23 protein-coding genes are annotated in these 22,429 nt (G+C 74.0%); 10 read left to right on the top strand and 13 right to left on the bottom strand.

Features of this window, described 5'->3' with window-relative positions; all coding sequences use genetic code 11:
- Window positions 1-26: 26 nt before the first annotated feature.
- Window positions 27-410 (bottom strand): cold-shock protein, encoded by a 384-nt coding sequence (locus ACQZOG_RS02250; RefSeq protein WP_033276148.1) that lies wholly within the window; start codon window positions 408-410, stop codon window positions 27-29.
- Between the two features lie 164 nt (window positions 411-574).
- Between ACQZOG_RS02250 and ACQZOG_RS02245 the strand changes: the two genes are divergently transcribed.
- Window positions 575-850, top strand: coding sequence for a hypothetical protein (locus ACQZOG_RS02245; protein WP_033276147.1), 276 nt, complete (start codon window positions 575-577; stop codon window positions 848-850).
- Here ACQZOG_RS02245 and ACQZOG_RS02240 read toward each other — a convergent pair.
- Window positions 832-1,488 (bottom strand): HAD family hydrolase, encoded by a 657-nt coding sequence (locus tag ACQZOG_RS02240; protein WP_033276146.1) that lies wholly within the window; start codon window positions 1,486-1,488, stop codon window positions 832-834. The genes ACQZOG_RS02245 and ACQZOG_RS02240 overlap by 19 nt on opposite strands.
- A gap of 467 nt (window positions 1,489-1,955) precedes the next feature.
- Window positions 1,956-2,939: a hypothetical protein gene (locus ACQZOG_RS02235; protein WP_430741225.1), complete on the bottom strand. Its 984-nt coding sequence runs from the start codon at window positions 2,937-2,939 to the stop codon at window positions 1,956-1,958.
- A gap of 117 nt (window positions 2,940-3,056) precedes the next feature.
- On the opposite strand from ACQZOG_RS02235, the gene ACQZOG_RS02230 reads away from it, so the two are divergent.
- Entirely contained in the window at window positions 3,057-5,756 is a 2,700-nt protein-coding gene (locus ACQZOG_RS02230; protein ID WP_203550599.1) for a helicase-associated domain-containing protein, read from the top strand.
- A gap of 204 nt (window positions 5,757-5,960) precedes the next feature.
- Window positions 5,961-7,604, top strand: a complete 1,644-nt coding sequence (locus ACQZOG_RS02225) for a DNA repair helicase XPB (RefSeq protein ID WP_033276143.1) — start codon at window positions 5,961-5,963, stop codon at window positions 7,602-7,604.
- Between the two features lie 19 nt (window positions 7,605-7,623).
- Here ACQZOG_RS02225 and ACQZOG_RS02220 read toward each other — a convergent pair whose 3' ends face one another.
- From ACQZOG_RS02220 to ACQZOG_RS02205, 4 genes are all read right to left on the bottom strand, one after another.
- The gene (locus tag ACQZOG_RS02220; RefSeq protein ID WP_033276142.1) at window positions 7,624-7,992 is read right to left on the bottom strand and encodes a hypothetical protein; all 369 of its coding nucleotides are present in this window, start codon (window positions 7,990-7,992) and stop codon (window positions 7,624-7,626) included.
- An 87-nt stretch (window positions 7,993-8,079) separates the two neighbouring features.
- Window positions 8,080-8,874 (bottom strand): ABC transporter permease, encoded by a 795-nt coding sequence (locus ACQZOG_RS02215; protein ID WP_058916575.1) that lies wholly within the window; start codon window positions 8,872-8,874, stop codon window positions 8,080-8,082.
- Window positions 8,871-9,827, bottom strand: coding sequence for an ATP-binding cassette domain-containing protein (locus tag ACQZOG_RS02210; RefSeq protein WP_033276140.1), 957 nt, complete (start codon window positions 9,825-9,827; stop codon window positions 8,871-8,873). The genes ACQZOG_RS02215 and ACQZOG_RS02210 overlap by 4 nt, the downstream gene beginning before the upstream one ends.
- Window positions 9,828-9,856: 29 nt before the next feature.
- Window positions 9,857-10,525, bottom strand: a complete 669-nt coding sequence (locus ACQZOG_RS02205; protein WP_037640259.1) for a DUF4097 family beta strand repeat-containing protein — start codon at window positions 10,523-10,525, stop codon at window positions 9,857-9,859.
- Window positions 10,526-10,751: 226 nt separating this feature from the next.
- Between ACQZOG_RS02205 and ACQZOG_RS02200 the strand changes: the two genes are divergently transcribed.
- Window positions 10,752-11,489, top strand: a complete 738-nt coding sequence (locus tag ACQZOG_RS02200; protein ID WP_230228433.1) for a GbsR/MarR family transcriptional regulator — start codon at window positions 10,752-10,754, stop codon at window positions 11,487-11,489.
- Here ACQZOG_RS02200 and ACQZOG_RS02195 read toward each other — a convergent pair.
- Window positions 11,486-11,671, bottom strand: coding sequence for a hypothetical protein (locus tag ACQZOG_RS02195; RefSeq protein ID WP_106963289.1), 186 nt, complete (start codon window positions 11,669-11,671; stop codon window positions 11,486-11,488). The genes ACQZOG_RS02200 and ACQZOG_RS02195 overlap by 4 nt on opposite strands.
- A 314-nt stretch (window positions 11,672-11,985) precedes the next feature.
- Between ACQZOG_RS02195 and ACQZOG_RS02190 the strand changes: the two genes are divergently transcribed.
- Window positions 11,986-14,091, top strand: coding sequence for a HelD family protein (locus ACQZOG_RS02190; protein ID WP_430741224.1), 2,106 nt, complete (start codon window positions 11,986-11,988; stop codon window positions 14,089-14,091).
- A 248-nt stretch (window positions 14,092-14,339) separates the two neighbouring features.
- On the opposite strand, the gene ACQZOG_RS02185 is transcribed toward ACQZOG_RS02190, so the two are convergent.
- From ACQZOG_RS02185 to ACQZOG_RS02175, 3 genes are all read right to left on the bottom strand, one after another.
- Window positions 14,340-15,029 (bottom strand): copper homeostasis protein CutC, encoded by a 690-nt coding sequence (locus ACQZOG_RS02185; protein ID WP_037640263.1) that lies wholly within the window; start codon window positions 15,027-15,029, stop codon window positions 14,340-14,342.
- 93 nt (window positions 15,030-15,122) lie between these two features.
- Complete coding sequence (locus ACQZOG_RS02180; RefSeq protein WP_033276135.1) at window positions 15,123-15,800, bottom strand: maleylpyruvate isomerase family mycothiol-dependent enzyme; 678 nt, start codon at window positions 15,798-15,800, stop codon at window positions 15,123-15,125.
- A gap of 83 nt (window positions 15,801-15,883) precedes the next feature.
- Window positions 15,884-16,759 carry an alpha/beta hydrolase gene (locus ACQZOG_RS02175; protein ID WP_037640268.1) on the bottom strand — a complete coding sequence of 292 codons (876 nt, stop codon included), beginning with the start codon at window positions 16,757-16,759 and terminating at the stop codon, window positions 15,884-15,886.
- 211 nt (window positions 16,760-16,970) lie between these two features.
- Here ACQZOG_RS02175 and ACQZOG_RS02170 point away from each other — a divergent pair, with 211 nt between their 5' ends.
- The 3 genes from ACQZOG_RS02170 (at window position 16,971) to ACQZOG_RS02160 (ending at window position 19,728) form a co-directional block, all read left to right on the top strand.
- Complete coding sequence (locus ACQZOG_RS02170) at window positions 16,971-17,894, top strand: Vgb family protein (RefSeq protein WP_261675219.1); 924 nt, start codon at window positions 16,971-16,973, stop codon at window positions 17,892-17,894.
- Between the two features lie 96 nt (window positions 17,895-17,990).
- Window positions 17,991-18,653, top strand: a complete 663-nt coding sequence (locus tag ACQZOG_RS02165) for an HD domain-containing protein (RefSeq protein ID WP_033276132.1) — start codon at window positions 17,991-17,993, stop codon at window positions 18,651-18,653.
- Between the two features lie 34 nt (window positions 18,654-18,687).
- The gene (locus tag ACQZOG_RS02160) at window positions 18,688-19,728 is read left to right on the top strand and encodes a GNAT family N-acetyltransferase (protein WP_359521026.1); all 1,041 of its coding nucleotides are present in this window, start codon (window positions 18,688-18,690) and stop codon (window positions 19,726-19,728) included.
- A 1-nt stretch (window position 19,729) separates the two neighbouring features.
- Here the strand turns inward: ACQZOG_RS02160 and ACQZOG_RS02155 are convergent, their stop codons facing one another.
- Both ACQZOG_RS02155 and ACQZOG_RS02150 read right to left on the bottom strand, forming a co-directional pair.
- Complete coding sequence (locus tag ACQZOG_RS02155; RefSeq protein WP_033276130.1) at window positions 19,730-20,011, bottom strand: DUF4031 domain-containing protein; 282 nt, start codon at window positions 20,009-20,011, stop codon at window positions 19,730-19,732.
- On the bottom strand, window positions 20,008-20,397 hold the full coding sequence (locus ACQZOG_RS02150; protein ID WP_033276129.1) for a hypothetical protein: 390 nt from the start codon (window positions 20,395-20,397) through the stop codon (window positions 20,008-20,010). The genes ACQZOG_RS02155 and ACQZOG_RS02150 overlap by 4 nt, the downstream gene beginning before the upstream one ends.
- Before the next feature lie 56 nt (window positions 20,398-20,453).
- Here ACQZOG_RS02150 and ACQZOG_RS02145 point away from each other — a divergent pair, with 56 nt between their 5' ends.
- Together ACQZOG_RS02145 and murQ are read left to right on the top strand one after the other, a co-directional pair.
- Entirely contained in the window at window positions 20,454-21,389 is a 936-nt protein-coding gene (locus tag ACQZOG_RS02145) for a MurR/RpiR family transcriptional regulator (protein ID WP_033276128.1), read from the top strand.
- Between the two features lie 87 nt (window positions 21,390-21,476).
- The gene (gene murQ, locus ACQZOG_RS02140; protein ID WP_193467627.1) at window positions 21,477-22,412 is read left to right on the top strand and encodes an N-acetylmuramic acid 6-phosphate etherase; all 936 of its coding nucleotides are present in this window, start codon (window positions 21,477-21,479) and stop codon (window positions 22,410-22,412) included.
- Window positions 22,413-22,429: the final 17 nt, after the last annotated feature.

The raw sequence follows: 22,429 nt of genomic DNA, 5'->3' as shown, positions 1-22,429 counted from the left end.
ACGGCGGTCCGTCCCGCGACGGGGGTCTAGACGTCGAGCTGGTCGGCGACCGCGCGGAGCAGTCCGGCGATCTTCTTGCCGGCCGCGCGGTCCGGGTAGCGGCCCCGCTCCAGCGACGGCGTGATGTTCTCCAGCAGAGTCGTGAGGTCCTGCACGATCGAAGCCAGCTCGTCGGGCTTCTTGCGCTGGGCCGCCGCGACCGACGGGGCCGGATCCAGGATGGTCAGGGAGAGGGCCTGGTCGCCGCGCTGCCCGGCGACCACGCCGAACTCCACGCGCTGGCCCGGCTTCAGGGCCTCGACTCCGGCGGGGAGGACCGAGGAATGCACGAAGACGTCGCCGCCGTCGTCACGGGAGAGAAAGCCGAAGCCCTTCTCACTGTTGAACCACTTGACCTTGCCGGTGGGCACGTCTGTCCTCGTCCTCGTACTCGTCGGGAAAACTGCATCGGAAAACGGCTCTTGATAGCACTCGGGCGGGCCCGATGACCCGCCGGTACCAAGGCTAATGGTCTTCGAGCCGGTGACAAGACGTCACCGCGTCGTTCCCTCGCGCAGGGAACTACCCTGGTCCGGTGCGTGACAAAACCCAAGCGAATTCCGCCCAGCCCGGTGACGGCCTGGTCCGTGCCGGCGCCCTCGTCTTCTTCGTCGGCGCCGTGGCCACTCTGGTCACGGTCGCCCCGCTGTTCCTCGGGACGACGCCCTTTCCGACGTACATGTTCGGATTGAGCATGCTCATGGGCGTCGGATTCGTCATCGCCGGTGCGGGCGTACTGCGTTCCGCCGCCGCGGGGCGACGGCGGGCCCGGGCCGCTCGTGCGGTTTCCGGTCAGTTGTCCGAGCAGTAGTCCGAAAACCAGCGGGGGAATTCCTTCAGGTCCGTGAGAACGGTGTCCGCTCCGGCCTCCCGGAGTTCCGCCGCGTCGCACGGTCCGGTGGCGACCGCGACCGACACCGCGCCCGCGGTGCGCGCTCCGCGTACGTCGCCGGTGTGGTCGCCGACGTACACGGACGCGCCGTGCTCGCGCAGCGCCAGCGCCTTCTGCTCGGCCCACAGGTCGCCGATCACCGCGTCCGGCTCGATGCCGAGGTGCGCGAGGTGCAGCTTGGCGTTGGGCTCGTACTTCGCGGTCACCACGATGGCCCGCCCGCCGCGCGCGCGTACGGCGGCTATCGCGTCCCGCGCGCCGGGCATCGCGAGCGTGGGCGTGATCGCGTACTCGGGGTACATCGCCCGGTACAGGTCGGCGACCTCCTCGACCCGCTCGGCCGGGAACCAGTTGGCTATCTCCTCCACGAGGGGCGGGCCCAGCCGGCTGACGGCCAGGTCGGCGTCCACGTAGGTGCCGGTCCGCTCGGCCAGCGCCACGTAGCAGGCCCGGATGCCGGGCCGCGAATCGATGAGCGTCATGTCGAGGTCGAACCCGACGGTGGGGGTGGTCCTGCCGGACGGGGTGGGTGGGGTGGGTGGGGTCGCGTTGGCCATGTGGGCCATTGTCCGCCACGACCCTGCGGGACCTCCGTGGCCGATCGCGCAGTTCCCCGCGCCCCTGGAGGGGCGCCGCCGCTGCGGGCAGTCGTGCCGCTTGGGGCGGCACGGGTGGGCGCAGCGGCACCCCGCCAACGCCGGGTGCGGGTCGTCCGTGGCTGGTCGCGCAGTTCCCCGCGGCCCTGAAGGACGCCACCGCAGCGGCACCCCGGCGACGCCGAGTGCGGGTCGTCCGTGGCTGGGCGCGCAGTTCCCCGCGCCCCTAAAGGGCGCGCCTAGCTGCGGGCAGTCGTGCCGCTAAGGGCGGCACGGGTGGGCGCAGCGGCACCCCGCCGACGCCGGGTGCGAGACCTCCGTGGCCGATCGCGCAGTTCCCCGCGCCCCTGAAGGACGCCGCCGCAGCGGCACCCCGCCACCGCCGGGTGCGGGACGTCCCTGGCCGAGCGCGCAGTTCCCCGCGCCCCTCAGCGTTGGCGTTGGGAGCGCCATACCAGGAACAGCGCCGATGTCACCGCCGCCGTGCGGATCACCCACGGCCACGTCTCCGTGAGCGCCGTGTTCATCTGGCCCTCGGGGACGGGGGCGCCCCAGCGGCCCACCGTGCGGCCCCAGAGCCAGACCATCCCCCCGATCAGCGACAGGCCCGGCAGGATCACCACCGCCGCCTTCACTTCCCCCCGCGTCAGCCGGCGCGAGGCGTACGCGATCAGCCACCCCAGGATCAGCGCGAACCAGTTCCCCAGCACCGCCCCCACGACCAGCGACGCCGCGGCGATCAACAGCAGCGGGTTGCTCCACCGCCGTGACGGCAGCCGCAGCAGACGACGACGGGCGGGGGCGGCGTCCGCCTCCACCGCGTCGGCCGCCTCAGCCGCCTCGGCCGCCTCGGCCGCGGGCGCCGGCTCCTCCTTCGCCGCCGGCCGCTTCAGCAGCTCGGGGATCTCCACCCCGCCCACGAAGCCCGGCACCTCGTCCCCCACCCCGAAGGGACCGCTGTCCACCCGCCACCAGTCGGGCCGGCTCCCGCTGTCGCCGGCCTCGTCGAGACCGGCCCGGTGCGGCGGCGTCGGCGCGTCCACAGGGGCAGGGGGCGCAGCCTCGGACCGCCGGGGCCGGGGGACGACCTTGCGGAACATCCCGCCCGCCGGCTTCGCCTCCCGCTGCACGGGGACACCCGACGGCCGGTCCCGTTCCGACGCGCCCGGCGCGGCTCCCGGAGCCGAGTCCTCCGCGGCAGCGACCACCTCCGTGGGCGTCCCCATCCGCGCGATGATGCGCCGCACCGCCGCGGGCGAGTCCACCACGGCCTTGGCACGGCGCCGGTCGATCTCGTCACGCAGCTCCGCGACCAGCCGCATCCGCGCCGCCGACGGCAACTGCCGCTGCTGCGCCACGTCGCCGACGCGGCTCAGATACTCGTAGACGACCTGGTCACTCTCGATACCCACGAAGTCCCCTCCGGGACGGATGCGTCGGGACACCGTCGCCCGACGGTATCGCGACTGCGGCGACCCGACCCAACTCCCGGCACGCCACGGACGTACCCACCCGCTAACGTGATGCGGATGAGCACCGAGGAGAACCCCGCGGCGGCCCCCCGATCCCTCGCCGAGGCGCTCCGGGGGCGCGACGACGTCTCCCTGGCCGCGCTCCTGCGCAGCCGGCCGGATCTCATCACGCCCGTGCCCACGGACCTGACCCAGCTCGCCACCCGCGCGGGCACGCGCGCCTCGGTGGTCCGCGCGCTGGAGCGCCTCGACCGGTTCACGCTCCAGACCGCGCAGGCGCTGGCGATCGCGTCCGAGCCGGCGACGTACGACGAGCTGCTCGGGCTGATGGCGGGCGACGACGGCGACCCGGCGGTGTCCGCCGCGCTGCCGCACGCCCTCGGCACGCTCCGCGAACAGGCCCTGGTGTGGGGCGGCGACGGCCGGCTGCGTCTGGTGCGCACCGCCCGCGAGCTGCTGGCGCCGTCGCCGCAGCATCCGTCGCCGACGGGGCTCGGCCCGACCGTGCGGGAGGCCGGCGCGGGCATCTCGCCGGGCCGTATCCAGGAGATCCTGGCGACGGCCGGACTGCCGTCGACGCACGACTCCGTCTCCGCGCTGGACGCGCTGACCGGCCTCTTCGACGACCCCGAGCGGATGTCCGCGCTGCTCGACCAGGCGCCGAGCGAGTCGGTGGAGGTGCTGGAGCGGCTGGTGTGGGGTCCGCCGTACGGGCAGGTCACCGCCGATCCGGCGCCCCGGCTGCGCTGGCTGCTCGACCGGGGGCTGCTGCTGCCGACGGCGCCCGGCACGGTCGTGCTGCCCCGCGAGGTGGCGCTGCGGCTGCGCGCCGGTCGGGCGCACCGGACGACGGAGCCGGTGCCGCCGCCCGTGGAGGCGGCCGCCGCGCACCGGCCGCAGATGGTGGACGCGACGGCGGCCGGGCAGGCGTACACGGCGCTCGCGACCGTCGAGGAGCTGCTGAAGGACTGGCACGAGGGCGGTCCGGGGGTGCTGCGGGCGGGCGGCCTGAGCGTGCGGGACCTCAAGCGGACCGCCGTGGCGCTGGACGTGCCGGAGCCGGTGGCCGCGTTCTGGGTCGAACTGGCCTACGCGGCCGGGCTGCTGGCGTCCGACGGTGAGGCCGACGAGCGGTACGCGGCGACCCCGGCGTACGACGAGTGGCTGGAGCGGCCCGCCGGGGAGCGGTGGGCGCGGCTGGCCACGGCGTGGCTCGCGGCGACCCGCACCCCGGGTCTTGTCGGGGAGCGGGACGCGAAGGACCGCACGCTGTCCGCGCTCGGTCCGGGCCTGGACCGCTCGTCCGCGCCGGAGGTACGGCACCGGGTGCTGGCCCTGCTGGCGGGACTTCCGGAGGGTGCCGCTCCGGACACCGGGTCGCTGCTGGCGCGGCTGCGCTGGGAGCGGCCCCCGCGCGCGGACCGTACCGGGGGCGGCACCGGGGGCGGCCACGGTGGCGGCACGTCCTCCCCGTACGCCCGCCGGACGCCGGCGCACTCCGCCGAGCAGGCGCGGGGCGCGGCGGCCCGCGCGGGCGGGTCCGGGGCGCCGGGGTATCCGGCCGACGGTGCGAGCGCGGCGGGCGGGGACGACGACCTGCGGTCGCGGCTGGCCCGCTGGACGCTGGCGGAGGCGGAGATGCTCGGCGTCACGGGACGCGGCGCGCTCTCCTCGCACGGGCGGGCGCTGATCGGCGCGCCGCCCGCGCCCCGGCACGCGGACCCACAGACCGAGCCCACGGGACCGGGTGACAAGCTGCCCGTGCACCACCGGCAGGCCCCCGCGCCGCCCGCCCTCTCCCCCGCCGAGCAGGCGACCGCCGCCGCGGCCGCCGCCCGGCTGCTCGACCCCCTGCTGCCCGAGCCGCTGGACCACGTGCTGCTCCAGGCCGACCTGACGGCCGTCGCGCCGGGCCCGCTGGAGCGGCCGCTCGCCGACATGCTGGGCGTGCTCGCGGACGTGGAGTCGAAGGGCGGGGCGACCGTCTACCGGTTCACGCCCGCCTCGGTGCGGCGCGCCCTGGACGCCGGGCGGTCCGCGGCCGACCTGCACGCCTTCCTCGCCGCGCACTCCCGTACGCCGGTGCCGCAGCCGCTGGCGTACCTCGTCGACGACGTGGCCCGCCGGCACGGGCACCTGCGGGTGGGCGCCGCCTCGTCCTACGTGCGGTGCGACGACGACGCGGTGCTGAACGAGATCCTGGCCGACAAGCGCGCCGCCGGTCTTGGGCTGCGGCGGCTCGCCCCGACGGTGCTGGCGGCGCGGACCGATCCGGCGGCGCTGCTGGAGGGGCTGCGGGCGATGGGGTTCGCGCCGGCCGCGGAGTCCGCGGAGGGTGATGTGCTGATCGCCCGCGCGGACGCGTACCGGACGCCTCCGCGGACGCCTCCGGAGCCGGTGCCGGACGGACCGCCCGTGCCGGACGACACGTTGCTCGCCGCCGCGATCCGCGCGGTCCGGGCGGGGGACCTCGCCTCCACGGCGCCGCGGAAGCCGGTCGGCGGGGCGGCGGGTGGGGCGCCGGGGGAGCTGCCGCGCACCTCTGCGGCGGACACGCTGGCCGGCCTGCAGGCCGCCGTGCTCACCAACGACACGTTGTGGATCGGGTACGTCAACGCGGAGGGGGGCGCCAGTCAGCGGGTCATCGCGCCGATCCGGGTCGAGGGCGGGTTCGTGACGGCCTACGACCACACCGCTGACGAGGTCCGCACCTATCCCCTCCACCGGATCACGGGGGTCGCGGAACTCGCGGAGTGAGGTGGGGTGGGTAGGTGCGGGCTCGCCGGGGTTGGTCGCGCCGACGCGGCGGCAGCCGCATGGTGACACGGTCCCGCGCCTCTGGGGACCTCGCGGTCCCACGCCTTTGAGGGGACGCGGCCCCGGTTCGGAATGCGATCAGGCAAACTGGACGTTTGGCCGTGCAGTGCCCGTGCCGAGCCCGTCGCAGAAAGGCAGCCGCGCGTGAATGGTCCGCTCATCGTCCAGTCCGACAAAACCCTGCTCCTCGAGGTCGACCACGAGCAGGCCGACGACTGCCGTCGCGCCATCGCGCCGTTCGCCGAACTGGAACGCGCCCCCGAGCACATCCACACCTACCGGGTGACCCCGCTCGGCCTGTGGAACGCCCGGGCGGCGGGCCACGACGCCGAGCAGGTCGTCGACGCGCTGGTGCAGTACAGCCGCTACCCGGTGCCGCACGCGCTGCTCGTCGACATCGCCGAGACCATGGACCGCTACGGCCGGCTCAGCCTGGTCAAGCACCCCGCGCACGGCCTCGTCCTCACCACCACCGACCGCCCGGTCCTGGAGGAGGTGCTGCGCTCCAAGCGCGTCGCCCCCCTCGTCGGCGCCCGCATCGACCCGGACACGGTCCAGGTGCACCCCTCCGAGCGCGGCCAGATCAAGCAGACCCTGCTGAAGCTGGGCTGGCCCGCCGAGGACCTCGCCGGGTACGTGGACGGCGAGGCGCACCCGATCGAGCTGCACGAGGACGGCTGGGCGCTGCGCCCGTACCAGAAGCAGGCCGTGGAGAACTTCTGGCACGGCGGCTCCGGCGTCGTCGTCCTCCCCTGCGGCGCCGGCAAGACGCTGGTCGGCGCGGGCGCGATGGCGCAGGCGAAGTCGACCACGCTGATCCTCGTCACCAACACCGTCTCGGCCCGCCAGTGGAAGCACGAGCTGGTGAGGCGGACGTCGCTCACCGAGGAGGAGATCGGCGAGTACAGCGGTACGAAGAAGGAGATCCGCCCCGTCACCATCGCCACCTACCAGGTGCTGACGACGAAGCGGAAGGGTGTCTACCCCCACCTGGAGCTGTTCGACTCCCGCGACTGGGGTCTGATCCTCTACGACGAGGTGCACCTGCTGCCCGCGCCCGTCTTCAAGTTCACCGCCGACCTCCAGGCCCGCCGCCGTCTCGGTCTGACGGCGACCCTGGTGCGTGAGGACGGCCGTGAGTCCGACGTCTTCTCGCTGATCGGCCCGAAGCGGTTCGACGCCCCGTGGAAGGAGATCGAGGCGCAGGGTTACATCGCGCCCGCCGACTGCGTCGAGGTCCGCGTCAACCTCACCGACTCCGAGCGGCTGGCGTACGCGACGGCCGAGCAGGAGGAGAAGTACCGCTTCTGCTCGACGACCGCCACCAAGCAGAAGGTGACGGAGGCGATCGTCCGCCGCTTCGAGGGCCAGCAGATCCTCGTCATCGGCCAGTACATCGACCAGCTCGACGAGCTCGGCGAGCACCTGGACGCGCCCGTCATCAAGGGCGAGACGTCCAACGCCCAGCGGGAGAAGCTGTTCGAGGCGTTCCGGCAGGGCGAGCTGAGCGTGCTGGTGGTGTCGAAGGTCGCGAACTTCTCGATCGACCTGCCGGAGGCGACGGTCGCCATCCAGGTGTCCGGCACCTTCGGCTCGCGCCAGGAGGAGGCGCAGCGCCTCGGCCGGGTGCTGCGGCCGAAGGCGGACGGCCACCAGGCGCACTTCTACTCCGTGGTCGCCCGCGACACCATCGACCAGGACTTCGCGGCGCACCGCCAGCGGTTCCTGGCCGAGCAGGGGTACGCGTACCGGATCGTCGACGCGGACGAACTCCTCACGGAGAGCTGAGGACCTTCGAGGGTGGTCGTCACCCCTGCGGCAGGTTGAACACCAGCGTGATCACGGTCAGCCAGGGCAGCAGCGACAGCCCGGCCAGCCAGACGCGCGGCACGGCCCAGCGGCGGGTCCGGGGCAGCAGCCACGCGGCGACGCAGGCGGCGACCCCGAGCAGCCCGCCGAGGAACAGGGTGCCGTGCACCACGTCCAGGGCGGTCGTCAGCGCCGTCGAGCAGTCGTCGGGGCCGCAGCTGTCCGTCGCCATGACGGACAGCGCGCCGAACAGCAGGGCGAGCGGGGCGAGCATCACACCGAGCACGGTGGCGACGGCCGGCGCCACGTACGCGCGGGGGTCCCGCTCGTCCCCGTACCTCTGCACCGGCGAGCTGTTCGTGTTCATACGGCCAGTGAAGCGGCCCCGGCGCGACGGGCGCACCGGGGCCGCTACTCAAGGCGGGGGCGTACTCGTACTCACGCGTGCGCGTGGTCACTTCGGGTCGCGGGCGAAGGAGGCCGTCGACCAGAAGTAGCCGAGCAGCACCAGCGCCACGCACCAGCCCACGGCCAGCCATCCGTTGTGCCCGATCCCGCTGCCGAGCAGCAGCCCGCGGAGGGTCTCGATGGCCGGCGTGAAGGGCTGGTACTCGGCGATCGGCCGGAACCACCCCGGCATCCCCTCCACCGGGACGAACGCGCTGGACAGCAGGGGCAGCAGGATCAGCGGGGTCGCGTTGTTGCCGGCGGCCTCCGCGTTGGGGGCGCCGAGGCCCATGCCGACCGCGATCCAGGTGAGCGCCGTCGCGAACAGCACCAGCAGCCCGAAGGCGGCCAGCCACTCCAGCGCCGTGGCGTCCGTGGAGCGGAAGCCGATCGCCACCGCGACCAGGCCCACGACGACCACGCTCAGGACCGCCTTCAGCACGCTGCCGACCACGTGTCCGACGAGCACCGAGCCGCGGTGGATGGCCATCGTGCGGAAACGGGCGACGATCCCCTCGGTCATGTCCATCGACACGGACACCGCGGTGCCGATCGCGGTGGAGCCGACGGTCATCAGCAGCAGCCCCGGCACCAGGTAGGCGACGTACGCGGACCGGCCGCCGCCGCCCAGCCCCGCGCTCATCACGTCCCCGAAGACGTACACGAAGAGCAGGAGCAGCATGACCGGTGTGAGCAGCAGGTTGAGGGTGAGGGACGGGTAGCGCCGGGCGTGCAGCAGGTTGCGGCGCACCATCGTGGACGAGTCGCGCAAGGCGAGGGAGAGGGGCTGCGGGGCGCTCATCGGACGGCCTCCTCGGCGGGAGCGGGGACGGCGGCGCCTTCGGTCAGGGCGAAGAAGACGTCGTCGAGGTCGGGGGTGTGCACGGTCAGCTCGTCCGCCTCCACCCCGGCGGAGTCGAGCCGGTCCAGCACGGCGCGCAGTTCTCGCTGGCTGCCGCCGCTGGGGAGGGTCAGGCTCAGTGCCGCGTCGTCCGGGGCGGCCCCGGTCAGGACGGCGGCGGCCGACCGGTAGCCGCCCGGGTCGGTGAAGCGGAGCCGTACGTGCCCGCCGGGGACGATCCGCTTCAGCTCCTCCGCGGTGCCCTCGGCGGCGATCCGGCCGTCGTGCAGCACGGCGATGCGGTGGGCGAGCTGGTCGGCCTCCTCCAGGTACTGCGTGGTGAGGAAAACGGTCACCCCGCCGTCGACCAGCTCGCGGATGATGCCCCACATGGTGTGACGGGAGCGCGGGTCGAGCCCGGTGGTCGGCTCGTCGAGGAAGATGATCCGCGGGTCGCCGACCAGCGTCATGGCGATGTCGAGGCGGCGCTTCATGCCACCGGAGTAGGTGGACGCGGGCTTCTTCGCCGCGTCCGCGAGGTCGAAGCGTTCCAGCAGTTCGGCGGCGGCCCGCCGGCCCTCCCGGCGGGGCAGGTGGTGCAGGTCCGCCATGAGCAGCATGTTCTCCTCGCCGGTGATCAGCCCGTCGACGGCCGAGAACTGGCCGGTGACGCCGATCGCGGCCCGCACGGCCTGCGGGTCGGCGGCGAGGTCGTGCCCGCCGACCCGCAGGTCGCCCGCGTCCGCGCCGACGAGCGTGGAGAGGATCTTGACGACCGTGGTCTTGCCCGCGCCGTTCGGCCCGAGCAGGGAGAAGATCGTGCCTTCCTCGACGGCGAGATCGACGCCGTCGAGGACGGCCTTGTCGCCGTACGCCTTGCGCAGCCCGCTCGCCGCGATGGCCGGTCCGGTCATGGGTGTCTCCTTCGTCGCGTCAGGGGCGGTCACAGGCTGCTGGCGGTGATGTCGCCGTAGGCGGTGGTCGCGTGGACGGTGAGGCCGGCGGCGGCGCCGTCGGCGTTCCTGAGCGTGTTGCGGACCCGGCCGTGGCCGGTGCCGGCGTCGAGGGAGGCGGAGACCCCGCGGCCGGCGCCTACGGTGATGTCGCCGTGTTCGGTGCGCAGGGTGACCGTGCCGCGCAGGGCCTCGGTGACGCGGATGTCGCCCTTCCCGGTGCTGATTTCGGCGGGCCCGCCCAGGCGGCCGACCGAGACGTCGCCCGCCAGAACGGTGAGGCGGACGCTCGCGGCCTCGTCGAGCTCCACCGGGCCCAGCGCGCCGTCGACGACGACGTCGCCGAGCCGGCCTTCGCCTCGCAGCTCCGCGCCGGCGGCCTTCGCCTCGACTCGGGAGCCGGCGGGCAGCCGGACGGTGATGTCGACGGATCCCGAGGGGCCGAGAAGCTGGTTCTTCGCCCGCGGGCCGTCGATCCGCAGGACTCCGTCGCGGTACTCGACCCTCGTCTGCTCCGCCGCCTTCGCGTCGCGGCTCTTCGTGGCGTCGACGGGCAGGACCTCGACCACGGTGTCGGCCCGGTCGGCGGCGACGAACCGGATGCGGCCGGCGGCGATGTCGAGGGCGACCGGGAGGGGGGCGGGGGTCTGGAACCGCATCGTGCGCTCCTTCGGGTGTCGTTGTTTCTGACACCGGAAACGCTACGTTGCGTTCACGGAAGCGGCAACGCTGTTGTTGCATTCAGACATTCTTTGCGCAGTTCAGAGCGTACAAATCGTTGCAACGCCCTGTGCGACAACGCAACGGCCACCCTACGATTCGTTGCATTACAAAGAGCGTGAACGCTATGCTCGCCGCACTCACGGACCACGAAGGAGACCCGCGTTGCCAGGAGGCAGGCTCACTCAGCAGGAACGGCAGCAGATCGCGTCGGGGCTGGCCGACGGGCTGGCGTACGCGGAGATCGCGCGGCGGCTCGACCGCCCGACGTCGACGGTCACGCGGGAGGTCATGCGCAACGGCGGCCCCACCGCCTACCGCCCGGAGCTGGCGCAGCGCGCGAGCGAGCAGCGCGCCCGCCGGCGCAGGCGCGACGCGCGGCAGGCGAAGGCCGCGCCGGACGCGTACGGGCGGGACCCGGAGGCGGTACGGGCGTACGAGGAGACGCTCACCACGGTCTTCATCGCCTCGGGCACGCCCAGGATGATGGCCAGGGTCATGGCCTGTCTCACCCTCAGCGACTCCGGCAGCCTCACCGCCGCCGAGCTGGCGGAGCGGCTGCAGGTCAGCCCGGCGTCGGTGTCGAAGGCCGTCGCGTTCCTGGAGAGCCAGGACCTGGTGCGCCGGTACCGCGACGAGGGGGACCGACGGGAGCGCTACGGCTTCGACGAGGACATCTGGTACCAGTCGATGGTCGCCAGCGCCCGGTCCACCGCGCAGGTGGCGGCGGCCTCACGGGAGGGCGTGGACGTCATGGGGCGCGGCACACCGGCCGCGACCCGGCTGGAGAACGCCGCGCGGTTCCTGGACTTCATCGCGGAGACCATGCTCGGCGCGGCGGAGGAGGCACGTGACGTGCTGTTCGAGAAACCGGAGGGGAAGGAGAACGAGGAGAAGGGTTAGCGGCGGCGGACGCCGGCCTCGGCGCCGTACTCGCCGAGGAGGATCACGTCGAGGGCCGCGCCGAGGAACACCTTCACGGCGCGCAGGGCGTCACCGACGCGGTGCGGGTGACTGCCCTCGGCCGGGGCGGCGCCGCTCGGGCGGACCGGCGGGCTGGTGGGGTGGACGGTGGCTGCGCTCATGCGTTCATGGTCGCTCCGTGACCCCGGTACGGGCATCGGCCCACGGGACCGAACCGCGGGGCCGCCGCGTACACCTGCGGGACGAGCCGTCCCTCTCAAGCAGGACGGGGTCACCCCTAGGGGGACCTGAGGGCCACGCCCGACGCCGACCGCTCCCCACGGGCGAGGGGAAACCGTTTGGACCACCCCCACCCCACGACCTAGAATCTCCGCTCTCTTCCCGCCTCCCTCACGGAGCGCCGCCGTCCGGACGGAAACCGGCCGGCATTCCTTCCTCGCAGCACACCCGCAGCAGGTCCTTCGGAGGCACCCCCTTGTCCGCGTCCACGCCCGTAGACGAACCCCTGGACGGTACGACCACCCCGGCCGACGACCCCCTCGCCCGCGAACGCTCGCACCTCACCGCGTCCCGCGCCGCCCTGCGCGCCATGCGGGAGGACGTGGAGGCGCTCGACATCCGCGACGTGACCGCCAACTGGGTGAACGCGGCCGTCCTCCAGCACCAGATCGACGAACGGATCAAGGCGCTGGCCGACCTCAGCGACACCCCGCTGTTCTTCGGGCGCCTCGACTACCTCCGCGCGCCGGGCGCGGAGCAGGCGGAGGGTGCGGAGGGGGAACGCCCGCAGCCGGAGGCTGCTTATTCAACACTGCACATCGGGCGCCGGCACGTGCACGACGCGGACGGCGACCCGATGGTGATCGACTGGCGTGCGCCGGTGTCGCAGCCGTTCTACCGGGCGTCCAAGAAGGACCCGATGGACGTCGGGCTGCGCCGCCGCTTCGGCTACACCGGCGGCGACCTCACCGCGTACGAGGACGAGCACCTCTCCGACCCGGCCGAGGCCGCGACCACCAGCAAGCTGCTCCAGCAGGAGATCGAGCGCCCGCGCGTCGGCCCGATGCGCGACATCGTCGCCACGATCCAGCCCGAGCAGGACGAGATCGTACGGTCGGGGCTGTCGGGCAGCGTGTGCGTGCAGGGCGGTCCCGGCACCGGAAAGACGGCCGTCGGCCTGCACCGGGTCGCCTACCTCCTCTACGCCCACCGCGAGCGGCTCGCCCGCACCGGCACGCTGGTCGTCGGCCCGAACCGCTCCTTCCTCCACTACATCAAGCAGGTGCTCCCGGCCCTGGGCGAACTCGCCGTCGCCCAGGCCACGGTGGACGACCTGGTGGCGCACGTGGAGGTGCGGGGCACGGACGACGCGACGGCGGCGACGGTCAAGGGCGACGCGCGCATGGCGGAGGTGCTGCGGCGGGCGCTGTACTCCCACGTGACGATGCCGGCGGAGCCGGTCGTGGTGGTGCGCGGCTCGCGTCGCTGGCGTGTCCCGGCGTACGAACTCGAGGAGATCGTGCGTCAGTTGCTCGACCGGGACATCCGCTACGGCGCCGCCCGCGAGGCGCTGCCGCAGCGGATCGCGCACGCGGTGCTGGTGCAGATGGAGCGGGCGGGCGAGGCGCCGGACGACCGGGTGCAGGACGCGGTGGCGCGCAACGCGGCGGTGAAGGCCGCGGTGAAGGCGGTGTGGCCGGCGGTCGACCCGGCGAAGCTGGTGCTGCGGCTGCTGGGCGACGCGGAGTTCCTGGCGGAGCACGCGGAGGGGCTGCTCGACGAGCGGGAGCAGAAGGCGGTCCTGTGGGCGAAGCCGGCCCGCTCGGTGAAGTCGGCGAAGTGGTCGGCGGCGGACACGGTGCTGATCGACGAGGCGGCGGACCTGGTCCAGCGGACGCCGTCGCTCGGCCATGTGGTGCTGGACGAGGCGCAGGACCTCTCCCCCATGCAGTACCGGGCGGTGGGCCGCCGCTGCACGACCGGCTCGGCGACCGTCCTCGGCGACCTGGCGCAGGGCACCACGCCGTGGGCGACGCGCAGCTGGGAGGAGGCGCTGTCCCACCTGGGCAAGCCGGACGCGGTGGTGGAGGAGCTGACGGCGGGTTTCCGTGTCCCCACGGACGTCATCACGTACGCCTCCCGGCTGCTGCCGCACATCGCGCCGGGGCTCGCCCCGGTCGCGTCGATCCGCGAGAACCCGGGCTTCTTCGAGGTGCGCGGCGCGTCGGGCCCGGACGACGTCATCGCGGCGTGCCGCGAACTGCTCACCCGTGAAGGCTCGGTGGGTCTGATCGCGGCCGACCCCCGCATCCCCGGCCTGACGGAAGCCCTGGCCGCGGCGGGCCTGCCGTACGTGTCCCCCGGCGAGGAGACGACGCGGTCCACCCGCCTCACCCTGGTCCCGGCCTCCCTGGCGAAGGGCCTGGAGTACGACTACGTCCTCCTGGACGAACCCCGGGCGATCGTCGAAGCGGAACCGGACGAACGCACGGGGCTGCGCCGCCTGTACGTCACGCTGACCCGAGCGGTCTCAGGCTTGATCATCACGCACACGGCCCCACTGCCGACGCAACTGACGTAACCCACGCCGCCCCCGCGGACGCCCCACCCGGCCCCGCGGACACGCCGAGACACGCGGACGCGCCCCCGCGGACACGCCGCGGACGCCGTGCTGCGCCACCGCTCCCCGCTCCCCGCGGGCAGTCGTGCCGCTGGGGCGATGGGGGTACCTCCCGCTCGAGCGAAGCCGAGAGTGGGGGAGGGTGGGCGCGGACGGCACCCCGCCCACGCCGGGCTGCGACAACACCCCCACCCGGCGTCAGAGGCGCCTCAACTCCCCAGCACGCCCCGCCACCGACGCACAGCTTCCGCCGACACCGGCCCCGCCCACCCCTCCGGCCGAGCCGCGCCCCCGATGTGGAAGGCGTCGACACCCTCGCCCAACAGCCCAGGCACATGCTCCAACCGCAGCCCACCCCCCACCAGCAACTGCTGCCCGTACCCGGGCTCCCCACGGCGGCCCGCCTCCGCACACAGCACAGCCAGACCCGAGTCGACCCCCTCCGCCGACCCGGCGGTCAGATACGTGTCCAGCCCGGGAAAGTCCGCGAGCTGCTTGCGCAGAGCATCACGGTCCGCCGCATGGTCGATCGCACGGTGGAACGTCCACCGGCACCCCTCCAGCTCGCCCGCGACCCGCTCCACCGCCGCCAGGTCCACCTGGCCGTCCGCGTCGAGGAAGCCGAGGACGAACTCCTCCGCCCCCGCCTCCCGCATCTCGCACGCCGCGGCGGCCAGCCGTTCCACCGCGCCCGCCGCGAAGCCGTCCGCGAGCCGCAGCATGACCCGGACGGGGATGTCCACGGCCGCGCGGATCGCCGTCACCGTCGCCGCCGCGGGGGTCAGCCCGTCGGCGGCCATGTCGGTGACCAGCTCGAGGCGGTCCGCACCTCCCGCCTGGGCGGCGACGGCGTCCTCGACGTCGAGGGCGATCACCTCCAGGACTGCACGCTTGCTCATGGGGCCCCATTCGTCGGCTCGGAACGGCTCCTACAGGTCTAGTCCAATCCAAGCCTACGCCCGGCAGCGGGCCCGGAAACGCCCACCCGCCGCTCAGCCGAAGATGTTCAGCTCCGCCGCGTCCACACCCGCCAGCTCGTACGACACCCCGTCCACCGGGCGCCCCGCGTACAGCCGCACCAGGGTGGGCCCGTCGCCGATGAAGCGCGCCGGGGGCCGTGCACCGGACGCGTCGCCCAGCCGCAGCGGCTCGTCCGCATCGTCCAGGTCGGCGTGCAGCGGCACGTGCCCCCGCGCGCCGGTGACCTGCGCCAGCAGCGCGAGCGCGAACGGCAGACCCGAGCCCGCGTACGCCCCCGGCTCCCCGAGCGCGACGCGCACGTCCCCGGCGTGCACCCACTCGCCGAGCGCCAGCGCGTCCAGCCGCCCGCTCGACTTCGCGATGACCGGTCCGGCCTCGGTCATCCCGCGGTCCAGTTCGTCGAGGATCTCGGCGTGGGTCCAGCCGGACCGCTCGTCGATGTCCCGCTGGTTGCACGCGGGCGAGAACACGTCCTTCTCGTACCGGCTCTCCACCACCCGCGACAGCGCCGCCGAGCAGTGCGCCAGCACGTCCCGCACCGTCCAGCCCGGACACGCCGTCACCGGCAGCGCGAAGTCGCCGTCGCCACGCGCCCGCAGCAAGGGGAGCAGTACGTCCCGCTCGACGCCCAGCAGCCGTCCCGGCAGTTCGGGGTCCCGTACCTCGTACACATCCGCAGGAGTCGTCATGCGTCCACGCTAGTGGCGGCGCCGCCGCCGGGACGGACATCGCCGCGGAACGGCCGACGGGAGTCGCCGGCGGCCGGTGCGGGTCACGGACGGGCGGACGGGACCGTCAGGTCCGCGAGCTCACCCAGGAGCCTGGCCGCCGGCGCCGGGTCGACCAGCCACTTCAGGTGGCTGCCCGGCAGGGTGCGGACGTCGTAGGGGTTGTCCGGCGTCAGCTCGTCGCCCTCGCGGATCAGCCGGTCCTGCAGGGCGAGCGGCATGCTCGCGTCGTCGGCGAGGCGGACGTACGTCTTCGGGATCGTGCCCCAGGTCGCCGCCTGCGCCCGGTCGGCGGAGGTGCCGACGTCCAGGTTCTCGTCCGGCTGGAAGGTGTTGAGGAAGGCCAGGAACTCCTCGTCGGTGCCGTCGGCGAGGAAGGCCGCCCTGAACGCCGTGAGGGCGGCCGGGTCGGCGGTGCGGAAGTTGACGCGGAGCAGGCCGAGTTCGGCGGGGTTCCCGGCCGCGGCCAGGGCCAGTGACGCGGCGTCGACCTCGGCCATCTCGGGCTCGGCGTAGTAGTCGCCCACGTCGAGCGCGACCGGGCACCACGCCGAGACGTAGACGATGCGGTCGATCAGGTCGGGCCGTGCGTTGGCCGCGGCGGTGGCCGTGGCGCCGCCCCGGCTGTGCGAGACGAGGATCACCGGGCCGTTCCGCTTCGCCCGCTCCAGGACGCCGATGAGGTGCGCGGCGTTGTCGGCGAGCGTGACGCCCTTGATCGCCCCGGGCGCGGTGGCGAGTCCTTCGGGGTCCTGCGGCGCCTGGTAGGCGCGGGTGAAGGTGGCCCCGAAGCCGTGACCGGGCAGGTCGACGGCGACCGAGCGGTGTCCGAGGAGTCCGAGCTCGGCCTGGAGCGGCGCGAAGGAGAACGAGTTGGCGAAGGCCCCGTGGACCAGGACGAACGTCGGCTGGCTGCTCACTGCTTCCGGTCTCCTTCGGGTCGGGAGCCTGCGAGGTGGCGTACGCACGGCAGTTGGCGCTCCGGCGGATCACACTAAGCAGCGGAAGATCACCGGCACCAGCCGTTATCAGCCCTTCCGTTTGTGTACATGTCCCACGGTCGGCGTCCGCGGCGCGCCGGGAGACGAAAGGCGGTTGCGCCGGGCGTCCCGTCCGGCCAGGGTGCCGGGGATGACCGTCCCACCGGGAGTTGATGTGCCGTCCCCCCGTACCCCCTCCGTCAGCACGTTCCGCATCACGGACGACAAGGCCGGGCCGTACGGCATCGCGGCCGGCCCCGACGGCGCGCTCTGGCTCACGCTGGTGCACCGCGGCAGCGTCGCCCGCCTCGCCCTCGACGGCGCGTTCGAGGAGTACACCCTGGACGCGGCCGGCTGCCGTCCCACGGTCGTCGCGGCCGGCCCGGACGGCGCGCTGTGGTTCACCCGTCATCAGGACCACCGGATCGGTCGCGTCACCACGGACGGCGAGGTGACGTCCTTCCCGCTGCCGACCGCCGACGGCGGGCCGTACGGCATCACGGCGGGGCCCGACGGCGCGCTGTGGTTCACGGAGACGACCGGCGACCGCATCGGCCGCATCACCCCCGGCGGGGAGGTCACGGAGTTCGCGCTGCCGGTCGCGGGCGGCTTCCCCTCCGCGATCACCACGGGCCCGGACGGCGCGCTGTGGTTCACGCTGAACGGCGCGAACGCGATCGGCCGCATCACCGTCGACGGCGACACCGCCGTGCATCCCCTGCCCACGGAAGCCGCCGGCCCGGTCGGCATCGCCGCGGACGGGAGGGCGGTCTGGTTCGCCGAGATCCTGGCGGGACAGATCGGCAGGATCCTGCCCGACGGCCGGATCACGGAGTTCCCCCTGCCCGAGCGCTCGGCCAAACCGCACGCGGTCGTCGCCGCGGCCGACGGTGAGTGCTGGTTCACGGAATGGGGCGCGGGCCGCGTCGGCCGCGTCACGGAGACCGGCGAGATCACCGAGCACGCCCTCCCGGACCCGTCATCCGAGCCCCACGGCATCACCGTGGGCCCGGACGGCGCCCTGTGGACGGCCCTGGAGACGGGCGGGGTGGCGCGGGTGGAGAGGCTGCCGTGACGCCGTACGTCCAGGACCCCGCCCGGCGCACCGGGACAGGCGAGCGGGCCGAGCCGATGCCGTGACGCACCGGACGTGACCGGAAACAATGGGGTCATGGCCGACACCCAAGACCTCCGTGACCGTTTCGTCCGTGCCCTCGAAGGCGCGCGGGGATCCTCGGAGGGCCCTGATCCCGTGCCGTACGCGGAGCATCTGCTCGCCCGCTGGCAGGAGCCGCAGCGGCGGTACCACACGGTCGATCACCTCACGGCGGTCCTTGACCGCGTCGACGAGCTGGCGGACCACGCCGACGACCCCGACGTCGTACGGCTCGCCGCGTGGTTCCACGACGCCGTCTATCTGCCGGACCGGTCCGAGAACGAGGAGCGGTCCGCCCGGCTCGCCGAGCGCGCGCTGCCGGAGGCCGGGGTGTCCGCGGCGAAGACCGAGGAGGTCGCCCGGCTGGTGCGGCTCACCGTGACGCACGACCCGGCCGACGACGACCGCGACGGCCAGGTGCTCTGCGACGCCGACCTCGCGATCCTCGCCGCCGCGCCGTCGGCGTACGCCGCCTACACCGCCGCCGTCCGCGAGGAGTACCACTTCGTCCCGAACGACGACTTCCGCGAGGGCCGCGCCGGCATTTTGCGCCAACTCCTCGGCCTGCACCGTCTGTTCCGCACCCCGTACGGGCAGGAGCACTGGGAGGCCACCGCCCGGTACAACCTGCGCGCCGAGCTGGAAATGCTGTCGACCCCGCCCCCGCCCTCCGCCTAGCCTCCCCCTCATGCACGCATCGGGAGCGGAACAGGTGGAGGCGGCCGTCGCGCACAGTGTGGCGGCCCTGGGGGCGGTCACCGACCGCGACTGGGCGGGGGTCCGGGCCGGACGGCTGGAGTGGACCTGCCGGGAGACGGCCGAGCACGTCGCCGGCGATCTCATCGGGTACGCGACGCAGCTCGCGGGCCGTGAGCAGGACGCGTACGCGCCCTTCGACATCGCGCTGCTGGACGACGCGGACAACGCGGGCACCCTCCGCGTGGTGTCCGCCATGGGCGTCCTGCTCGCCGCCGCCGTCCGCACCACCCCCCGCTCCGTGCGCGCCTTCCACCCGTTCCCCTTCCGGCACGCGAGCCGTGAGGGCTTCGCCGCGATGGGCATCGCCGAGGTGCTGCTGCACACGCACGACATCGCCGAGGGCCTGGGCATCGCGTACGAACCGCCCGCCGATCTCTGCGAGTTCGTGCTCACGCGGATCTTCCCGCACGTCCGGCCGGGCCCGTCGCCCTGGCCCACGCTGCTGTGGGCGACCGGCCGCGGCGAGCTGGAGGGGCGGGAGCGGGTCACCACGTGGCGCTGGTACAACAACCCGGTGCTGCGCTCCGAGCGGCTCGACCTGGAGGGCGTCACCCCGGCGGTCGCCGCGAGCCTGTCCGTCGCGGGTGACGGCGGCTTCACCTGGGCGGGCGGCGCCCCGGCCGAGGGCACGCGCGTGGGCGCCGGCATCGGCGTCAAGCAGTACGAGGAGGGCACGTTCCTCCCGGAGTGGGGCATGTACGTGCTGGTCCGCCGGGAGGACGACCGCGCGGTGGGCGCGATGGGCTTCCACGGCGCGCCCGCCGACGGCCGGGTCGAGATCGGCTACGACCTCGTCGTGGAGGCGCGCGGGAACGGCTACGCGACCGAGGCGCTGCGCACCCTGTCGGCGTGGGCGCTCGAGCAGGACGCCGTGCACACCGTGGTGGCCGTCGTCGAGGAGCCGAACGTGCCGTCGCAGAAGGTCGTGACCCGCGCCGGGTTCACCGAGGTGTCCCGGCAGGAGGGCCGGATCACCTACGAGCTGCGGGCCTGACTCAGACCTGACGGCCCGTCCGCCAGGCTCCCTTGCGCCGCCGCAGCCCCGCCCCGTGCAGCAGCCGCACCACCTCGCGGCTGCTGACCTCGACCGCGCCCGCGCGCACCGCGTCCGCGTACCGGTGGGCGGGGATGTCGTAGTGGTCGCGTTCGAAGGCGCGGCGGGGCACGCCGAGGCCGGCGGCGAAGAGGTGCAGCTCGGCGTAGGAGACGTCGCTCACCAGGTGGGACCAGAGGCGGCCGTGGCCCGGCCAGGCGGGCGGGTCGATGTACACGGTCACGTGGCGTCCGCCCCGCCGAGTCCGCCGACCGCCGCGACCTTCACGCCCGCCTTGTGGCACACCCAGTGCGGGTCGGGGCCCAGCTCGGGCTCGACCTCCAGCGCGTGCGGGTCGCCGCTGCCGCACACGGGACACAGCGGCCAGCGTCCGTACCGCTCCAGCAGGGCGTCCTGCACGTCCTGCGCGACGAGACCGGCCAGGAAGCCGGCGCCCTCCGGCCACTGCTCGACCCACCAGCGGCGGTGCGCGACGGAGTCCTCGACCAGGGACACGACGTCCGCCTCGGCGACCCCGCGCGACATCAGGTCGGCCAGCACGAGGGCGCGTGCCGCGTGCAACGCTTGTTCCAGGGGCGGAGGGGGGCCGGGTGCGTGCTGGGGGTCCATGTCCCCATTGTGCGCACTCTTGACCCGGAGCCCGCGACGAAAATATCTTTCATTTCGTGACCAATGACGTGAAGGAAATTTTCGGGAGCGCCGGCGCCCCACCCGCGCCGCCCGCGCCCGCCGCCCTCGCGGCCAAGGTGCGCACGCTCGCCCCGTCGATGACGCGCTCCATGCAGCGCGTCGCCGAGGCCGTCGCCGACGACCCGGCCGGCTGTGCCGCCCTCACGGTCACCGGCCTCGCCGAGCTGACCGGCACCAGCGAGGCCACGGTCGTCCGCACGGCCCGCCTGCTCGGCTACCCGGGCTACCGCGACCTGCGGCTCGCCCTGGCCGGCCTGGCCGCCCAGCAGCAGTCCGGGCGCGCCCCCGCGATCACCACGGACATCGCCGTGGACGACCCCATCGCCGACGTGGTCGCCAAGCTCGCCTACGACGAGCAGCAGACCCTCGCCGACACCGCCGCCGGACTGGACACCGTCCAGCTCGCCGCCGCCGTGACCGCCCTCGCGGGCGCCCGCCGCACCGATGTGTACGGCGTCGGCGCGTCGGGACTGGTCGCCCAGGATCTCACCCAGAAACTGCTGCGCATAGGCCTGATGGCGCACGCCCACAGCGACCCGCACCTCGCCGTGACCAACGCCGTGCAGCTGCGCTCCGGGGACGTGGCCATCGCCATCACCCACTCCGGCACCACCGGCGACGTCATCGAGCCGCTCCGGGTCGCCTTCGAGCGCGGCGCCACGACGGTCGCGGTCACCGGCCGCCCCGACAGCCCCGTCACGCAGTACGCCGACCACGTCCTGACCACCTCCACGGCCCGCGAGAGCGAGCTGCGCCCGGCCGCGATGTCCTCCCGTACGGGTCAACTGCTCGTCGTGGACTGCCTGTTCGTGGGTGTCGCCCAGCGCACCTACGACGCCGCGGCGCCCGCCCTCTCGGCGTCGTACGAGGCGCTGGCGCACCGCCACCGGGCGACCCGCAGGGGTCCGTGAGGGCGGACCCCGCCGCGCACCGGCCGCGTGCGCGCCCCCGCCGTACCCCCTTCCGAGCCGCCGGCCCCGACCGAAAGAACACCGCCCATGACCTCCACCTCGCCCGACCGTGATCTGCGCTCCCAGCTCGAGACCCTGACCACCGAGGCGTACCGGCCGGAGCTGGCGGACGTCGACCGGCTGCCCACGCCGGAGATCGCCCGGCTGATGAACGCCCAGGACGCCACGGTCGCGGGCGCGGTCGCCGGGCAGGTGCCCGCCATCGCCGCCGCGATCGACGCCGTGGCGGAGCGGATGGCGCGCGGCGGCCGGCTGGTCTACGCCGGCGCGGGCACGGCGGGGCGGCTGGGCGTGCTGGACGCCTCCGAGTGCCCGCCCACCTTCAACACGGACCCCGCGAGGGTCGTCGGCCTGATCGCGGGCGGGCCCGAGGCCATGGTGAACCCGGTCGAAGGCGCCGAGGACTCCCCCGAGCTGGCCGAGTCCGACCTCGCCGCGCTCGGCCTCACCGCCGACGACACGGTGGTCGGCATCTCCGCCTCCGGCCGCACCCCGTACGCGGTCGGCGCGGTCGCGTACGCCCGGAAGCACGGGGCGCTCACCGTGGGACTGTCGTGCAACCGGGACAGCGCGCTCGCGGCGGCGGCCGAGCACGGCATCGAGGTGGTCGTGGGCCCTGAGTTCCTCACCGGCTCCACCCGCCTCAAGGCCGGCACGGCGCAGAAGCTCGTGCTGAACATGATCTCGACGATCACGATGATCCGGCTCGGCAAGACCTACGGGAACCTGATGGTCGACGTGCGCGCCTCCAACGAGAAGCTGCGCGCCCGCTCCCGCCGGATCGTCGCCCAGGTCACGGGCGCCGACGACGAGGCCGTGGAACACGCCCTCGCCGCCACGGACGGCGAGGTCAAGAACGCGATCCTGGTACTGCTGGCCGGCGTGGACGGCCCGACGGCGGCCCGGCTCCTGGACGAGTCCGACGGCCATCTGCGGGCGGCGCTGTCCCGCGCGGGCGGGTGAGGGGCGCGCCCCTGGTG

It is taken from the genome of Streptomyces sp. P13-3-3, assembly GCF_050571355.1.
GTDB classification, from domain to species: Bacteria; Actinomycetota; Actinomycetes; order Streptomycetales; family Streptomycetaceae; genus Streptomyces; species Streptomyces althioticus.
The sequence above is the reverse complement of the archived record's forward strand: the minus strand, read 5'-3'. Positions and strand labels throughout refer to the sequence as shown.

What these genes read in the sequence shown, in the direction of transcription:
- ACQZOG_RS02150 (WP_033276129.1), bottom strand. Translation starts at nt 20,397, where the DNA reads ATGGACCCCCAGCACGCACCCGGCCCCCCTCCGCCCCTGGAACAAGCG.
- ACQZOG_RS02220 (WP_033276142.1), bottom strand. Translation starts at nt 7,992, where the DNA reads ATGAACACGAACAGCTCGCCGGTGCAGAGGTACGGGGACGAGCGGGAC.
- ACQZOG_RS02215 (WP_058916575.1), bottom strand. Translation starts at nt 8,874, where the DNA reads ATGAGCGCCCCGCAGCCCCTCTCCCTCGCCTTGCGCGACTCGTCCACG.
- ACQZOG_RS02165 (WP_033276132.1), top strand. Translation starts at nt 17,991, where the DNA reads ATGGCCGACACCCAAGACCTCCGTGACCGTTTCGTCCGTGCCCTCGAA.
- ACQZOG_RS02240 (WP_033276146.1), bottom strand. Translation starts at nt 1,488, where the DNA reads ATGGCCAACGCGACCCCACCCACCCCACCCACCCCGTCCGGCAGGACC.
- ACQZOG_RS02205 (WP_037640259.1), bottom strand. Translation starts at nt 10,525, where the DNA reads ATGCGGTTCCAGACCCCCGCCCCCCTCCCGGTCGCCCTCGACATCGCC.
- ACQZOG_RS02195 (WP_106963289.1), bottom strand. Translation starts at nt 11,671, where the DNA reads ATGAGCGCAGCCACCGTCCACCCCACCAGCCCGCCGGTCCGCCCGAGC.
- murQ (WP_193467627.1), top strand. Translation starts at nt 21,477, where the DNA reads ATGACCTCCACCTCGCCCGACCGTGATCTGCGCTCCCAGCTCGAGACC.
- ACQZOG_RS02210 (WP_033276140.1), bottom strand. Translation starts at nt 9,827, where the DNA reads ATGACCGGACCGGCCATCGCGGCGAGCGGGCTGCGCAAGGCGTACGGC.
- ACQZOG_RS02185 (WP_037640263.1), bottom strand. Translation starts at nt 15,029, where the DNA reads ATGAGCAAGCGTGCAGTCCTGGAGGTGATCGCCCTCGACGTCGAGGAC.
- ACQZOG_RS02230 (WP_203550599.1), top strand. Translation starts at nt 3,057, where the DNA reads ATGAGCACCGAGGAGAACCCCGCGGCGGCCCCCCGATCCCTCGCCGAG.
- ACQZOG_RS02180 (WP_033276135.1), bottom strand. Translation starts at nt 15,800, where the DNA reads ATGACGACTCCTGCGGATGTGTACGAGGTACGGGACCCCGAACTGCCG.
- ACQZOG_RS02170 (WP_261675219.1), top strand. Translation starts at nt 16,971, where the DNA reads ATGACCGTCCCACCGGGAGTTGATGTGCCGTCCCCCCGTACCCCCTCC.